This is a genomic window from Aquabacterium sp. (genome assembly GCF_016195855.1).
In the GTDB taxonomy this organism is placed as follows: domain Bacteria; phylum Pseudomonadota; class Gammaproteobacteria; order Burkholderiales; family Burkholderiaceae_C; genus Aquabacterium.
Map to the genome: position 1 here is coordinate 478821 of NZ_JACPYU010000003.1, position 15403 is coordinate 494223.

15 protein-coding genes are annotated in these 15403 nt (G+C 64.1%); 9 read left to right on the forward strand and 6 right to left on the reverse strand.

Annotated features, from left to right (window positions below; translation table 11 throughout):
- Nucleotides 1-3: 3 nt before the first annotated feature.
- From minE to HY019_RS03750, 4 genes are all read left to right on the forward strand, one after another.
- Nucleotides 4-264, forward strand: coding sequence for a cell division topological specificity factor MinE (minE, locus tag HY019_RS03735; RefSeq protein WP_290688440.1), 261 nt, complete (start codon nt 4-6; stop codon nt 262-264).
- Between the two features lie 90 nt (nt 265-354).
- Entirely contained in the window at nt 355-807 is a 453-nt protein-coding gene (locus tag HY019_RS03740) for a hypothetical protein (protein WP_290688441.1), read from the forward strand.
- A 105-nt stretch (nt 808-912) separates the two neighbouring features.
- The gene (locus tag HY019_RS03745) at nt 913-1680 is read left to right on the forward strand and encodes a ParA family protein (RefSeq protein ID WP_290688442.1); all 768 of its coding nucleotides are present in this window, start codon (nt 913-915) and stop codon (nt 1678-1680) included.
- 279 nt (nt 1681-1959) lie between these two features.
- Nucleotides 1960-2685 carry a hypothetical protein gene (locus HY019_RS03750; protein WP_290688444.1) on the forward strand — a complete coding sequence of 242 codons (726 nt, stop codon included), beginning with the start codon at nt 1960-1962 and terminating at the stop codon, nt 2683-2685.
- Between the two features lie 84 nt (nt 2686-2769).
- Here the strand turns inward: HY019_RS03750 and HY019_RS03755 are convergent, their stop codons facing one another.
- The gene (locus tag HY019_RS03755) at nt 2770-3108 is read right to left on the reverse strand and encodes a hypothetical protein (RefSeq protein ID WP_290688445.1); all 339 of its coding nucleotides are present in this window, start codon (nt 3106-3108) and stop codon (nt 2770-2772) included.
- 30 nt (nt 3109-3138) lie between these two features.
- Here HY019_RS03755 and HY019_RS03760 point away from each other — a divergent pair, with 30 nt between their 5' ends.
- Nucleotides 3139-4791, forward strand: a complete 1653-nt coding sequence (locus HY019_RS03760) for an ATP-binding protein (protein WP_290688447.1) — start codon at nt 3139-3141, stop codon at nt 4789-4791.
- 10 nt (nt 4792-4801) lie between these two features.
- Here HY019_RS03760 and HY019_RS03765 read toward each other — a convergent pair whose 3' ends face one another.
- From HY019_RS03765 to HY019_RS03780, 4 genes are all read right to left on the reverse strand, one after another.
- Nucleotides 4802-5308: a DUF1993 domain-containing protein gene (locus HY019_RS03765; protein ID WP_290688449.1), complete on the reverse strand. Its 507-nt coding sequence runs from the start codon at nt 5306-5308 to the stop codon at nt 4802-4804.
- A gap of 86 nt (nt 5309-5394) precedes the next feature.
- A complete protein-coding gene (locus HY019_RS03770; RefSeq protein ID WP_290688451.1) occupies nt 5395-6351 on the reverse strand; it encodes a DUF808 domain-containing protein in 957 nt (318 codons plus the stop codon).
- 100 nt (nt 6352-6451) lie between these two features.
- On the reverse strand, nt 6452-7333 hold the full coding sequence (locus tag HY019_RS03775) for an HDOD domain-containing protein (protein WP_290688453.1): 882 nt from the start codon (nt 7331-7333) through the stop codon (nt 6452-6454).
- A 63-nt stretch (nt 7334-7396) separates the two neighbouring features.
- Nucleotides 7397-8848 (reverse strand): cytochrome P450, encoded by a 1452-nt coding sequence (locus HY019_RS03780; RefSeq protein WP_290688455.1) that lies wholly within the window; start codon nt 8846-8848, stop codon nt 7397-7399.
- Nucleotides 8849-8951: 103 nt separating this feature from the next.
- Between HY019_RS03780 and HY019_RS03785 the strand changes: the two genes are divergently transcribed.
- Complete coding sequence (locus HY019_RS03785) at nt 8952-9980, forward strand: tRNA-dihydrouridine synthase (protein ID WP_290688457.1); 1029 nt, start codon at nt 8952-8954, stop codon at nt 9978-9980.
- On the opposite strand, the gene HY019_RS03790 is transcribed toward HY019_RS03785, so the two are convergent.
- Nucleotides 9911-10753 carry a MipA/OmpV family protein gene (locus HY019_RS03790; RefSeq protein WP_290688459.1) on the reverse strand — a complete coding sequence of 281 codons (843 nt, stop codon included), beginning with the start codon at nt 10751-10753 and terminating at the stop codon, nt 9911-9913. The genes HY019_RS03785 and HY019_RS03790 overlap by 70 nt on opposite strands.
- 209 nt (nt 10754-10962) lie before the next feature.
- Here HY019_RS03790 and ylqF point away from each other — a divergent pair, with 209 nt between their 5' ends.
- The 3 genes from ylqF to HY019_RS03805 are packed head-to-tail and all read left to right on the forward strand — an operon-like array spanning nt 10963 to nt 15309.
- Complete coding sequence (gene ylqF, locus HY019_RS03795) at nt 10963-11928, forward strand: ribosome biogenesis GTPase YlqF (RefSeq protein WP_290688461.1); 966 nt, start codon at nt 10963-10965, stop codon at nt 11926-11928.
- A 24-nt stretch (nt 11929-11952) separates the two neighbouring features.
- Nucleotides 11953-13914 (forward strand): ATP-dependent helicase, encoded by a 1962-nt coding sequence (locus HY019_RS03800; protein WP_290688463.1) that lies wholly within the window; start codon nt 11953-11955, stop codon nt 13912-13914.
- A gap of 39 nt (nt 13915-13953) precedes the next feature.
- Nucleotides 13954-15309, forward strand: a complete 1356-nt coding sequence (locus HY019_RS03805; RefSeq protein ID WP_290688465.1) for an NYN domain-containing protein — start codon at nt 13954-13956, stop codon at nt 15307-15309.
- Nucleotides 15310-15403: the final 94 nt, after the last annotated feature.

Genomic DNA, 15403 nt, shown 5'->3' on the forward strand with positions numbered 1-15403 from the left:
ACCATGGGATTCCTGTCCTTCTTCCTCGGCGAAAAGAAGCAGACCGCCACGGTGGCCAAGGAGCGGCTGCAACTGATCCTGGCGCACGAGCGCTCGGGTCGCAACCCCAGCCCCAACTACCTGCCCGATCTGCAACGCGAACTGGTCGCGGTCATTTCGAAGTACGTGTCCATCAATCCAGATGACATCAAGGTGTCGATGGAGCGCCAGGACAACCTCGAAGTGCTCGAAGTCAAGATCGAGTTGCCCGAAGCCGGTCGCTGATCCGCCACATCACCCCTTCACAGGGGGATGCCCTCACAGGCACCGGCTCCTAGACTTGAATGTTCATCATTCAATAACGGGAGTCACGCCGTGAGGCCATACATCGTTGCGGCTGCCCCGCTGGCAGCCTGCTTGCTGCTCAACCTGCTGGCGGCCACGCAGGCCCATGCCGAGCGAGCCGAGCAATGCGTCTATGAGCGCGACCCGGTCGCCGTTGCGGGTGAGGTCCACCGCCAGCGGCGCAAAAGCCCGGCCAGCGACGACTGGCGCACCCCACGCGGCAAGACACAAACTGTGGTCATCCTCAAGCTGCGCAAGCCCCTGTGCGTGATGCTGCCCGATGACGTCAACATGAGGCCGCGCCCGCGCCGCGTCCACGAATTGCAACTGCTGTCCGACGACAAACTGCCACGCTCGTCCGACAAACTGCACCACGTCGAAGGCACGGTGGTGCTCGCCGACGGCACACGCCACGATCTGCCGGTGTTGCTGGAAGTCCAGCAAATCGACGAAGGCAGCAAACGCGCCAGCCGACATCGTTGAGCACAGGCGGGGTCAAGCGCGAACCAGCATTGTTGCGGTGCACAATAGACGCCAAGGCGGCACCCGTGTCGCCATCATCAACGCGTCCAAGGAAGGTCCACAGCCATGCGCTATGTCGTGTTCAACCAGAAAGGTGGCGTCGGCAAGTCCACCATCACCTGCAACCTCGCGGCCATCAGCGCCAGCCAGGGTCTGCGCACCCTGGTCGTTGATCTGGACCCGCAAGGCAACTCCACGCACTACCTGCTGGGTGGCCCGCAAGAAGACGCCGACATCAGCGCCGCCGAGTTCTTCGACCAGACCCTGAAGTTCAGCGCACGCCCCAAACGCGCCGATGAATACACGGTCGAGACCCCTTGGGAAAACCTGCGCCTGATGCCCTCGCACCCCAGCCTGGACGAGCTCCACGCCAAGCTGGAATCGCGCTACAAGATCTACAAGCTGCGCGATGCCCTGGCCGATCTGGCCGACGAGTTCGACCGCATCTACATCGATACCCCGCCCGCGCTGAACTTCTACACGCGCTCGGCCCTGATCGCCGCGCAAGGCTGCCTGATCCCCTTTGACTGCGACGACTTCTCGCGCCGCGCGCTCTACAACCTGCTGGACAACGTGCAGGAGATCCAGGCCGATCACAACGAGGACCTCAAGGTCTCGGGCATCGTGGTCAACCAGTTCCAGCCGCGTGCATCCCTGCCCCAGAAACTGGTGCAGGAATTGATCGATGAAGGCCTGCCCGTCTTGCAGCCCTACCTCAGCGCATCGGTCAAGATCAAGGAGTCTCACCAGCAGGCCAAGCCCATGATCCACCTGGACCAGCGCCACAAACTGACCCAGGAAATGGTGGCCTTGCACGACGCCTTGCAGGGTTGAGACAAGCCCTTAAACACCCCGCGTTTGTTTCACTTTCTTACCACACCTGAATAAGGGGAACGGGCCATCTCGCGCTTCAAACGAGGTGGCCTTTTTCACTTGAATCCTTCATGCTTTCCACACTCGTGGGATCAGTATGGAGGCCAGGGTTCACAGCCTGAGCACCCGTCCGGACACCGGCTGTCAGTGTCTTGATTCCGTCCCATGAGACCACGTATCCACCCTTGCTGTATCGGTGGAGCGGGTTCAGTTGTCATTGGAAGTGGACAGGTGTTGGATATGCCTAAACCGACAGCACGCATAAGCCACCCTTACGGCGTCGCATTTGAAAAATGCGAAGAGCTGCCGTTTCGGGTGCGCATCGCGAACCCACACGAAGACTTGGATCGCATACTGGAGCTGCGATCGCGCGCATATGGTCGGCATTTGCCGGAAATGGCCAAAAAGCTGGAGCAAGCCGAACCCGACGACCTGCGGGACGACGCCCTCCTGCTCATCGCAGAAAGCAAGAGCACGGGGCATTTACTGGGTTCCATTCGACTGGTCACCAATGTGGCCAGGGCCTTGAGCATCGAACATGAAACCAAATTGCCGGAGCCCTTTCGCAACCGGTATTTGCTGGAAGCTCGCCGGCTGACAGTTTGCAATGGCCCGGAGGGCCGCATGACCACCCCGGCACTGATCAAGGCCATATACGAGGTGAGCTTTCACTGCGGCATGGATATCGTCCTGATCACGGCCCGCCACCCTGTCGACCGGATGTACAGGGCCATGCAATTCCAGGATGCGCTCAATGGCAAGGAGCTTTTGCTGCCAGACGTCAACAACGTGCCGCACAAACTGTATTTCATGGAGGTTGCCACGGCCGACAGTACCTGGCGCGCCGTGAACTGGCCCTTCTATCCTTTCCTGGCCAAGATCTGGCACCCCGATATCGGCATTGATTTCGAGATGGCCTACCAGCATCTGTGCCAAACCGATGCGCAGACGCACCGGGCGGTCTGACAGATTGCCGATCGGTTTCCCGGCGCCTTATCACCCCTGTTTCTCGAATCGCTGCCCCTTGCCAAAAACCGGATAAGGCGTTGGTTACAGGGTTATTAAATGCTTGACATCCAAGGTCGCTAAAACATAAATTGCCGCTTGTGCGTCGCCCAGGTTAATCGTGGTCAACAATAGCTGGCCTTTCCTGGCTTCAAGTCTTCTGGCAGTTTGACTTTGAGTGATCACTTCATGCAGCGCATCTCGAGATCTCTGGGAAACAGAGGCTTTGCCAATCAAAGCCTCGAAGCTGATTTCATGGCAGCGTACCGCTCCTATGGTGTCAGTTTCCTGTTTGTGGCCTCGCTCGTCAGCGCCATTTACTTTCTGGTGTTCGTTCTGGTTGACCTCATTTCTGGCGCGCGTGCGCTTGATCATGTGGTTCAAATGGCACGCCTGGGTGTTTCCGGATTCCTGTTGATATTCGGGATCTCAGCCCATTATTTCAAGCGCTTTTTCAAGGATCACTATTCGGTCAGCTATGCCCTGGTGGTTGGCTCTGTCATGCTGCTCAATGACTTCATTGCCTTTCAAGGGCATGTCGCCAACCAACCCATGGCGGTTTACTGGAGCCTGACATCCTCGGCCGTATTCGGCACCTTCCTGACATATGGTTTTGCCCGCATGGGCGCGGTGGCCACGGTATTGCTGGCTGTGGGTATTGGCGCCGGCGCCCTGGCTTTTGGCGCGCAGACCCGGCTCGATTTGCCGGCCTACCAGCGGATGATCGTGCACATCACCGCGGCCAATGCCCTGGGTTTCCTGCTTTACCGCTTCTCCCTGCTGCGCGAGCGCAAACTGTTTCTGCAATCCAAGCGCAAGAACCACATTGCCGAGTTGCGGCAGATGAAGAACCAGGCCGAAGCAGCCAACCGCGCCAAATCGGCTTTCCTGGCCAATATGAGCCACGAAATCCGCACACCGATGAACGGGGTCATCGGCGCCTTGAGCATGCTCAATGATGAAACCCTGTCCCAGCGGGATCGGCTGTTCATCAAGTCAGCAAGGGATTCGGCCAAGAACCTGCTGCAGGTCCTCAACGAAATTCTGGACTTTGCCAAGCTCGACGCCCAGAAGATCCGCCTGACGCCCGCGCCTTTCGACCCGCGCGACACCATCGTCAGCGCCTGTCAGGCCTTCCAGGCCACGGCCGAGCAAAAAGGCATCGGCATCCGCGGCCATGTGGTCGACATCCCCGATGACGTCCGGACCTTGTCGGCCGATGAAGGCAAGTTGCGGCAGGTGCTGCTCAATCTGGTCAGCAACGCCGTCAAGTTCACCCAGCAAGGTGATGTGGTGGTGAGCGCCACGGTCCGGCCGCTGGATGCCGAGATGGCCCGGCTGACCATCGATGTATCCGACACGGGCATGGGCATCCCGGATGACGCACTGAGCAGCCTGTTCCAGCCCTTCTACCAGGTGGAGTCAGGCAGCAAGCGCAGTTTTGGTGGCACGGGGCTGGGGCTGGCCATCTGCAAGCAGATCATCGACGAAATGGGCGGGCGCATCCAGGTCAACAGCGTGATCGGTGTGGGCACGTCCTTCCAGATCGAGTTGACCTTACCCTTCAGCCGCGAAGCCCTGTCGCCCACCGATGCCAGCGGCCAGGACAGCGGCTTTCATGACACCCTGCCCCCGCATGATGCCGGCTTCCAGCTGAGCGGCGAGGTGCTGCTGGTCGAAGACAACGAGGTCAATGCCTTCATTGCCTCGATGACGCTGGAAAGCCTGGGCGTGACCTGCCAGCTGGCCCGCAACGGCGAGGTGGCCGTGGAACTGTTCAAGGCGCACACCTTCGACGTGGTCCTCATGGACTGTGAAATGCCCGTGATGGACGGCTACGAAGCCGTGGGACTGATGCGGGCCATCGAGGCCGAAGAGACAGCCCGCGCACGCACCCCGGTGGTGGCCTTGACCGCCCACGCCCTGACAGGCGACCGCGAGGCCTGCCTGGCACGCGGCATGGACGACTACCTCACCAAGCCGTTTGACCGGCATGCCCTGGCGCTCACGCTGAGCAAGTGGCTGCCCGTCACGACCACCACCGCTTCAGAAACGAACGGCCAGTAAGTCAAGCGCCTCAAGCGCCGCCCAGGTAGTCAGCTTTGCCCAACTCCACCCCGCCGTGGCGCAGCAGGTTGTACGCGGTCGTGGTGTGGAAGTACAGATTGGGCAGCACCCAGCCGGTCAAGTAAGCCTGGCCCTTGAACTCGAAGGTGCGCGTGGGGAAGCTCAGCACGATGTCGGCGTCTTCCTTGCCGTCAATCTGTGCGGGCTGGATGGTCTGCAGGAAGGCCACGGTCTTGTCCAGACGGGCTTGCAGTTCGGCAAACGTGGTCTCGTTGTCTTCGTACCGAGGGATCTCGATGCCCGCCAGGCGCGCCGCCGCGCCCTTGGCCGTGTCGCTGACGATCTGAACCTGACGGGCCAGCGGGAACATGTCCGGGTACAGGCGCGACGTCAGGAAGGCATGGGGATCAATCTTGCGGGCCTCGCAGTGGGCCGCGCCTTTGGCCAGGATGGCCGAGAGGTTGTGAAGGGTGCGAATGGCCACGGGGATGAAGGCCGAGTACATGGTCAGGCTCATGATGCTTCCTCTTTGTGAATCTCGGTTGTGATCTCGGTTGTGACCGAGTGGGTGGCCGCGTTGTACTCCGTTCCAGACACCCTTGCTCAACCGCGCCTGAAAAGGCCCATGATCTTTTGCCCCAAGCTCACCACGGCCAGCACGATGGCGCCAGCTGCGATACCGACAAGCCCATCGAGCAGCACCGGCACCACGCTTGCCAGCACCCCGCCCACCATGGGCACGCCCTGCGCGGCATGCTCGGCTGCGTCCATGAGCCCGTGGGCGCCGGGCAGGCCATGCAGCAAGATGCCACCGCCCACCAGGAACATCGCGGCCGTGCCCACGACAGACAAGGTCCGCATCATCACGGGCGCAGCGGCCAGCAACCCCAGGCCCAGTTGACGGCGCGATGCCGCCAGGCCACCTTGGCCGCCTTGCTGGCTGAGGTACAGGCCCACGTCATCCATCTTCACGATGGCGGCCACCAGGCCATACACACCCACCGTCACCACCAGTGAGACGCCACTGAGCACCACGACCTGGTTGAGCAGCGAGGCCTCGGCCACCGTGCCCAGGGTGATCGTCACGATCTCGGCAGACAGGATGAAGTCGGTGCGCACGGCGCCTTCGATCTTGTCCTTCTCGAAGGCCACCATGTCGACCTCGGCATCGGCCAGGGCATGCGCCAGCGCCTCGCGGTGGACCTCCTCTTCGTGGTCGTCGCTGTGCAGGAAGGGGTGCACCAGCTTTTCGACGCCCTCGAAACACAGATAGGCCCCGCCGGCCATCAACAAGGGCGTGACGGCCCATGGCGCCAGGGCGCTGATGGCCAGGGCAGCGGGCACCAGGATCACCTTGTTGCGCACCGAGCCCTTGGCCACGGCCCACACGACGGGCAGTTCGCGTTCGGCGCGGATGCCCGATACCTGCTGTGCATTGAGGGCCAGGTCATCGCCCAGCACACCGGCCGTCTTCTTGGCGGCCACTTTGGCCATGGCCGATACGTCATCCAGGACGAGCGTGATGTCGTCCAACAGTACCAGCAAGCTGGATACGGCCATGTGGGGGCTCCCTTTGATTCACTGCCGAAATGGCGTTTGCCGAGGCGTGAATGTTAAGGGTTGCGTCAGCCCAGGGGCGCGCAGACCAATCAGGTCGCCATCAGGCCGCTTCGAAGATCTCTCGCAGCTCTTCTTCCCAGGCGAGCAGTTCATCGCCACTGATCTGCAGCCACGCCATGGACGCCACGCTGTGGCTCTTCCAGTCCACATCGTGCTCCAGGCCCTCGTGGCGGTGCATGAAGTAGTCCGCCACCAGTCCCATGGCAATCAGGGTGTTGACCTCGGACTGCGAACGGCTTTCATCCAGGACTTCCAGATCGTGGTGCAGCCGGATGGCCGCCGTCACCGTGGGCGACAGGCGCCACACGCGCGACACCAGTGCGCCCACCACGGCATGGTCGGTCCGGTGGTTGGCGTTCTCGGTTTCGACAAAGGAGCGGTCGATGCGGGCATGGGCCTCGACCAGGGTGCTCAGGTAGCCCCGCAGGCTTTGCGCCATCACCGCCATGCCCACATGGCAGAACAGGCCATAGGTGTGCGCCAGATCGGCCGACACGCCCGGCAACTTGCCAGCCATGAAGGACATGGCCAACGCACGCTTGGTGCAGCGCTCCCAGAAGCGCATCAACTGTTTGGAGCTGACCTTGATGGCGCGTTGCGCCAGAAAGCCGGTCATCACGGCCGCGGTTTGCTCCAGGCCAAGGCGGTTCATGGCCTGGCCGATGGTCTGGGCGGGCTGGCCCACGGCATACAAGGGGCTGTTGGCTGTGCGCAGCAAGGCGGCCGACATGGCCACGTCGCTGGTGGCAATGTGCGCCACCTCGTTGAGATCCGGCTCGGCCTGCGCCATGGCATGTTGCAGCCGGGTCAGCAGATGAGGACAAGGGGGGATCAGGATGTCGTGCAGCGGCCCGTTTTTTCTGGCCCTGTCCAGTTCCCTGAGGATGTCGTCAATGCTGTTGGGCTCTGTGGCGGTCGTCATGGCGAGGGACTCGGAAGCGGATGGGTTTTTATCGGTCCCGTCGCCCGCTTCTTGAGACCCGGATCAGGGTGAATTTGGTGACAAATTCAGGGTCAGACCCACCGGCGTCATGGTGAAGGACATGAGCTCGCGCGCCTCCTGGCCATCGGGTGTGGCCACGTCGTCAATGCGGAACTGGCTCAGCAGCGTAGCCAGCGCCAACTTCATCTCGACCAGGGCCAGGTAGCGCCCCGGGCAAACGCGCGGGCCGGCCCCAAAAGGCGTGGACACGCGCTTGGCATGGCTCGCCGCCGCCGCGTCGGCCTGCAGCCAGCGCTCGGGCAGGAATTTTTCAGGCTCCGGGAAATGGGCTGCGTCCAGCGCATCGTGGCGGGACACGCCCCAGACGATGGTGTCTTTCGGCACGGCCACCTCGGCCACCACGGTGTCCTGCAGGGCTTGCACCACACGAAATGGCGCCACGGGCTTGAGGCGCATGGTTTCGTGGCACACCGCCTCCAGGTAAGGCAATTGCGCCATGTGGTCCATGGTCAGCTGGGACAGATCTGGCCCCACCACCGCCCGCGCCTCCTCTTGCGCCTGGCGCAGGGTGTCGGGGTTGCGGTGCAAGAGGTGGATGGCCCAGGCCAGGGTGTTGGCCGTGGTGTCCTCGCCAGCCAGCAACATGGTCATCACATTGCCCGCCACATCGGCGTCGTTCACGCCGCTGTCGGGCTGGTCGGCGGCCACGATCATGGCCTCCAGCAGGTTGGTCGGTTGCGCCACACGCGCGGGGTCTTGCTGGATGTGGGCACGGGCCTGCGCGATGAACCCATCAATGGCCTGGCTGACCACTTCGATGCTGCGCTCCAGATCCCGGTCGCGCGCCAGCTTGAACCAGCGCCAGTAAGGCAGCAATGAATTGACGCGCCGAAACAGGGCCGGAAAGATCTTGTCCAGGTGGTGCTGAATGATGTCTTCGTCAGACTCCAGCGTGTTGGTCTCGGCGCCGAAGGCCAGGCCCGCGATGGCGTCCACCGTGAAGCGCATCAGGTCGGCCTGCAGGTCGATGGGCAGGTGGGCCGCGGCGGCCTTCTGCCAACGCCCTTGCAGACGCTGCGCCACCGACAGCAGCAGCGGGAAGTAAGCCCGCACATGGCTGGGCGAAAACGCCGCCATCACCATGCGGCGCTGGGCATACCACTGCGCGCCTTCTGCGTTGAAGACGCCAGGCTTGAGCCCCATTTCGCGCGCGATTTCACCGAGCTTGGCGGGCCGGCGAAAGCCTTCCGGTCGGTCCCGCATCACGGCGTTGATGACCTCGTGATCGCGCAGCACCAGCACATCGACGGCCCCCAGGCGCACCTTGAAGACCGGCCCATATTGCTGCGCCCAGCGCTCCAGATCGAGGTGGATCTGATCGAGCTTGAGTTGCAAGGCGCTGCCCACGAAGGGCAAAGGCTTGGGGCCCGGCAGGTCTTCCCATTTGCGCGTGGCGGACTGGATGGGGCTGCGGGCTGGCGCGGTCGTGCTCATCGAGGTCTTTCGTGAAGCGGTTGGCGTTCCGTGATCGCGCATTGTGAACGCCGCGCCGAACAAATCCGTACACTGGCGCCCCGGTTGTTCCCTAATTAACCACATGGCCATCTTGCTGGCCCCCATGGAGGGTTTGCTGGACTTCGCGCTGCGCGATGTCCTGACCCGCGTGGGCGGCATTGATCGTTGCGTCTCCGAGTTCATCCGCGTGACCGACACCTTGTTGCCGGCACGCGCCTTCATGCGCGTGGTGCCGGAGCTGCGGCATGGCAGCCGCACGCCAGCAGGGGTGCCTGTGCGCGCGCAATTGCTGGGCTCTGATCCTGTCTGCCTGGCCGAGAACGCCGCGCGGCTGGCCGAGCTGGGCCCTGCCGGCATCGACCTGAACTTCGGCTGCCCTGCCCGGGTGGTCAACCGCCACGGGGGTGGCGCGGCGCTGCTGCAGGAGCCCGAGCTGGTGCACCGCATCGTGCGCGCCGTGCGCCGCGCCGTGCCGGCCGGCATGCCGGTGTCGGCCAAGATGCGGCTGGGCTTCAACGATGACAGCCTGACCGAGGATTGCGCCCGCGCCATCGCGTCAGCCGGCGCGGACGAGCTCGTGGTGCATGCGCGCACCAAGGCCCATGGCTACAGGCCGCCCGCCTACTGGGACCGCATCGCCGACGTGCGTGCGGCGGTGTCCATTCCCATCGTGGCCAATGGCGAGATCTGGTCGGTCGACGATGCCCGCCGTTGCCGCGAGGCCTCGGGCTGCGATGACCTGATGCTGGGGCGCGGCATCGTGGCCGACCCGGGCCTGGCGCTGGCCATCCTGGCAGACCAGGGGCGGCCGGTTGCCGGCCTGTGCGACCCCGGCTGGGCCGAGTTGTTGCCGCTGCTGGCCGTGTTCTGGCAGACCGTGCTCGATCAAATCGAACCGCGTGCACGTGCCGGCCGCATGAAGCAGTGGCTCCACTACCTGCGGCGGCGTCATCCTGAAGCCGAACAGGCATTTGCGCAGATCCGCACCCTGACGGATTCGCGCCAGGTGGACGCCATCGTGCGCGCCTGGACCGAAGGCTTTCAGTCCACCGTGACCATGTCCGAGGACTGCCCCAGCACCCAGGCCACGGCCAGCCCACCGGCCAGGTAGCTGCGCGTCTTGACCAAGGGGCTGTCGCGGAAGACAGCGCCATTGAGGTTGTCATAGCGCATGAAGGCGCCCACCCACATGCGGTCAAAGCGCTTGCTCAGGCCGGCCACGAACTGGGCGCCCGAGTAGCCCGCCGTGGCGCGGTAGGCCGGGCGCTCCGCCGTGGCGTACTGCGAGGCCACGTCATAAAAATAAGCGTGTCGCTGGCGGGTCGCATAGATCGGCCCGCCCAGCATGGTGAGGTTCCAGCCCTGAAAACCCAGCACGCTGCGGATGTCGAGGTTCAAATTGGGGCTGGCCTGCCAACCGTCGGTGCCCACATTGCTGCCAAACGTGATGCCATAGGTCACGGGCACGCGCATCTTCAGGCGCACCTGATCGCTGTCGGACCGATAGAAATGCACCTCCAGCGCCGGCCCGATTTCGATGGCGCCTGACAGGCTGGGCATGCCCCGCCGCGCCGTGTTCTTCGTGCTGGACACAGGGATGCTGCCATTGAGCCCCAGGTCCACGTGGGCCTGGTCGCCAAAGTCGATCAGCTCGGCACGGGCGCCCTCGCGGTCGGCCTTGAGCACCTCGCCCCGGTACACCACATAGGGGATGGGAAAGGCGTAGACATGCGACTCGTCCGACCCGCGGTAGTCGGGCAGGCTCAGGCCGGTGGCGCCCAGGCCCAGCTCCCACTTGGGCTTTTCTTCGGCGTGGGCGGTGGCGGCCCATAGCGCGCAAGACAGCGCGGCCAACAGTGCAGTCAACGGTGCGTTGAACAACATGGGTGAGCGTGTAGGCACAAGGCGCTGGGGCTTCAAACTGGACTCCTGATGGGGGCTGATTGGTGCGTGCCGCTGATTCTGACATCACGGCGCGCGCGGGCCGGTGCTCATTCACCCGAGGAAGCAGACGTAAATCCAAGCCCAATTCAAAGGACAATTGACCCTCGCACCTGCGCCGCCCCATTTCGCACCAGAAAGAGAACAAGCCGATGGCCATCCAATGGTTCCCCGGTCACATGAACGTGACCAAGAAAGCCATCATCGAACGCATGAAGGAGATCGACGTCGTCATCGAGATGCTCGATGCGCGGCTGCCGGGCTCCAGCGCCAACCCCATGCTGGCCGAGCTGACCGGCACGCGCAAGAAGCTCAAGGTCCTCAACAAGCAGGACGTGGCCGACCCCGAACGCACCGCCACCTGGCTGGCCTGGTACAACGCCCAGGAAGGCACGCAGGCCATCGCGCTGGACGCGGGCGACACGGCCCCGGCCCAGCGCCTGATCAAGGCCTGCCGCGAGCTCGCCCCCAACCGCCACGGCATGGACAAGCCCCTGCGCGTGCTGATCTGCGGCATCCCCAATGTGGGCAAGTCCACCTTGATGAACACCCTGGTGGGCAAGAAGGCCGCCAAGACGGGCGACGAGGCCGGCATCACCAAGATCGAGCAGCGCATCAACCTGGCCAACGACTTCTACTTGTTTGACACGCCCGGCATGCTGTGGCCCAAGATCACGATCGAAAAAGGCGGCTACCACCTCGCAGCCAGTGGCGCCGTGGGCCGCAACGCCTATGACGAAGAAGAGGTGGCGCTGGAGTTGCTGACCAGCATCAAAGGCCCTTACCCGCAGCTGCTGGCAGCACGCTACAAGCTCGACAACGTAGACCAGATACCCACCCTGCACGATGAAGAGCTGCTGACCGAGATTGGCCGCAAGCGCGGTGCCGTGATGACGGGCGGGCGCGTCAACCTGCAAAAGGCCGCCGAGATCGTGCTCAACGATTTCCGCAGCGCCATCCTGGGCCGCATCACGCTGGAGACCCCTGAAGCATTCGAGCAATGGGCCGCGGTGGCCGCCGAAGCCGAAGCCGAGCGCCAGCGCAAGAAGGCTGCCCGCAACAAGAAGGGCAGCGGGCGCCGCGCCGACGACGATGCCGCCGCCGAGCAGGCCGACTGAGGCGCGCCGTACAGGCCCACACCGATGAGCGACGAACAAGGCTTCACCCCCAAGGGCATCGTGCCCACTGCCGAGCAACGGGCCATCCAGCTGGGGCGGCACAAGCGTGTCATCGTCGAGGCCAATGCGGGTGCGGCCAAGACCACCACCCTGGCGCTGCGTCTGGCCCAGGCCCTGGCGCGTGGTGCCGACCCTGACCGCATCCTGGCCCTGACCTACACCGACGCGGCCGTGCTGGCCATGAAGAAGGCGCTGGAGCGCATCGGCGTGGCCACGGCCGTTCGCAATCGACTCAAGATCCGCACCTTCGATGACTTCTGCCGCGCACGCCTGCAGCACATCGAAGGCGGCAATGTGCACCACCACGACAAGCCCGAGCAGCTCAAGCCCTATGTGCTGCAGGCCATCGAGCGCGTGATGCTCAACCCCGATGAGCGCCACTCGGACGAGTTCGCGGTGGAGGGCAATGGCGAGGTCATGGTCGAGAGCCTGCTCAACGCCTTTGCCCGCCTCAAAGGCACGCTGCAATGGAATATGGAAGCGGCCGACAAGGTGCTGACACCCACCGTGGCCGATGAGCTGGGCCACGACTACCTCACGCTGCGTGTCTTCTGGGCTTACGAAGGCATCCGCCGTGGCGGCCACCCGGACCACCCCACCTTCCGCGCCCCGCATGACGCCACCTACGACCTGGCCAACCTGCTGCTCGGCGAGGATGCCTTTGTCGACCTGACACCGCCCCTGGCCTTGGGCCTGCACCTGGTGCTGGTCGACGAGATGCACGACACCAACCGCGCCATGTTCACGGTGCTGCAGCACCTGCTGGCCCAGAACCCGCAGACCGCCTTTGTGGGCGTGGGCGACCGCGATCAGGTGATCCATGCCGTGGCCGGTGCCGATGCCGGCTTCATGGCCGACACCTTCGAGCGCGAGATCGGCCCGGCCGAGCGCCTGCCACTGACCGCCTCCTACCGCTTCGGGCCGACGCTGGCCGCGTCTGTCAGCCGCCTGTCCCACAAGGTGTACGAGTCGCTCAGCAGCATCCAGACCGATGTCCAGCTGATCGCCCATGACGAGCCCAAGGAGGCCAACTGGCACATCGTGGAGCTCATCCGGCAACGCGTCGGCCTGGCACCCCAGTCCACGCTGTCGGAGGTCGCCATCCTGCTGCGCCAGCCGCACCAGTCCGTGGCGCTGGAGAACCACCTGCTCGACAAGGGCGTGGACTACCGCACCAGCGGCTTCGACACCTACCTGATGCGCCCGGAGGTGCTGTTCGTGCGGGGCCTGATCGCCTGTGCACAAGACAGCTTTGCCGGCATCGAGCAGATCGACACCCGAGTGCGCATCCTGCAGGCGATGCTGATGTTCGCGGGCTCCTTTGTGGAGAGCGACCAGGACACGCCGGAAGACCGCCTCAAGGCCCAGCTGGAGGCCATCAAGAGCGTGGCCCACACCCCCGAGCTGGTCGGCGTGTTCCTCAACAACCAGATCCTGCGCAATGCCAGCGCCCAGGTACGTCACCGCATCGAAGCGGCCATCGGCATCGCCAGCGTCAACACCACCGAGGTGCTGCTGGAGCGCTTCGTGCAGGCCTTGTCACCCCAAACCCTGGCCGCCCGCGTGATGGTGCAGACCAGCGACATCGAGCAGGTCAGTGCAAACATCCAGGGCCTGATCGCCTCGGCGGCCACCTTCGACAACGTGGCCTCCTTCTTTCGCGCCATGAACGAGCGCGAGATCCGCCAGCAAGGCATGCGCGGCAAGGACTGCGTGGTGCTGTCGAGCATCGAGGCCGCCAAGGGCCTGGAGTTCGACCACGTGATCATGCCGGGCCTCAACAAAGGCGAATTCGCCATCGGCGGCAATACCACCGACAATCGCAACCTGCTTTATGTGGGCATGACGCGTGCCCGCCAGCGCCTCACTCTCCTGTGTGAGCGCCGCCGCCCCAGTCAGTACCTCGTCGATGCCGGCCTGCTCTGAGCCTCATCCCCCGAGCCACCCAACACAAGAAAGAACAACATGGCCCTCCCCCAAGACAACATCAGCATGGCGCTGTTTTGCGACTTCGAGAACGTCGCACTCGGCGTGCGCGACGCCAACTACGACAAGTTCGACATCAAGCGTGTGCTGGAGCGCCTGCTGCTCAAGGGCAGCATCGTCGTCAAGAAGGCCTATTGCGACTGGGAGCGCTACAAGGGCTTCAAGGCCGCCATGCACGAGGCCAACTTCGAGCTGATCGAGATCCCGCACGTGCGCCAGTCCGGCAAGAACTCGGCCGACATCCGCCTGGTGGTCGATGCGCTGGACCTTTGCTACACCAAGTCGCACGTCAACACCTTCGTCATCATCTCGGGTGACTCGGACTTCTCGCCGCTGGTGTCCAAGCTGCGCGAGAACGCCAAGTACGTGATCGGCGTGGGCGTGAAGAACTCCACCTCCGACTTGCTGATCGCCAACTGCGACGAGTTCATCTTCTATGACGACCTGGTGCGCGAAAGCCAGCGCCAGGCCGCCCGCCAGGGCAGCCGCGACCAGCCGCAACAACGCCGCTCGCCCGAAGAAGACCGCCGCCGCCGCGAGGAGATGGACAAGCGCCGCACCAAGGCCGTCGAGATGGCGGCCGAAACCTACGAAGCGCTGGTCACCGACCGCGACGAGGGTGGGCGCGTGTGGGCCTCGGTGCTCAAAGAGGCCATCAAGCGCCGCAACCCCGGCTTCAACGAGAACTACTACGGCTTCCGCACCTTCGGCAACCTGCTGGAAGAGGCGCAACAGCGCGGCCTGCTGGAGTTTGGTCGTGATGAGAAATCCGGTGCCTATGTGTCGCGCGGCAGCGGCCAGGCCGCGCAGCGCGTGGAACCTGTGGCCTCACCGGTGATGGAAGAAGTGGTGGTGGCGGAAGTCATCGTGGAAGACAGCGCCATGCCCGTTCACCATGTGGTGCCCACTGGCGAAGTGGAGGATGCCATCGAGGTGCAACACCCCGCATCGGATGAGGCCGCAGGCGATCACGGCGAGAAAGGCCGAGGCCGCCAGCGAGGCGACCGCAAGCCCGCCGCCAAGAAGAGCGGCCAGCGTGGGCGTGGCGGCAGGCAGCGTGGTGAGGCTTCGGCCGCCTCATCGGCCCCGTCACCGACCAACGCGGAGGCCCTGAGCACCAGCGAAGCCGCACCTGCGGCACCCAAGGCCCCGAAGGAAAGGCAAGACCGGCGCGGTCGGGCCACACAGGCTGATGCACCGCCGTCCGCCCCAGCCCCAGCGCCGGCTCCTGCCCCGGCTGAACAGGCCGCCGCCACCGACAAGCCCGCAGCCAAGAAGGCGGCCTCACGCCCTCGCCGCCCGCGCAAGCCTGCCGCCAAGCAAAGTGCCGAGTGAGCCTCACCACCTCATCAGCCTCAACTGACGTGAACTGATCCGACACGGGCCCCGCACCGCGGTGGCCCGCCCCCCCGGTCCGCCCTCAACAGCA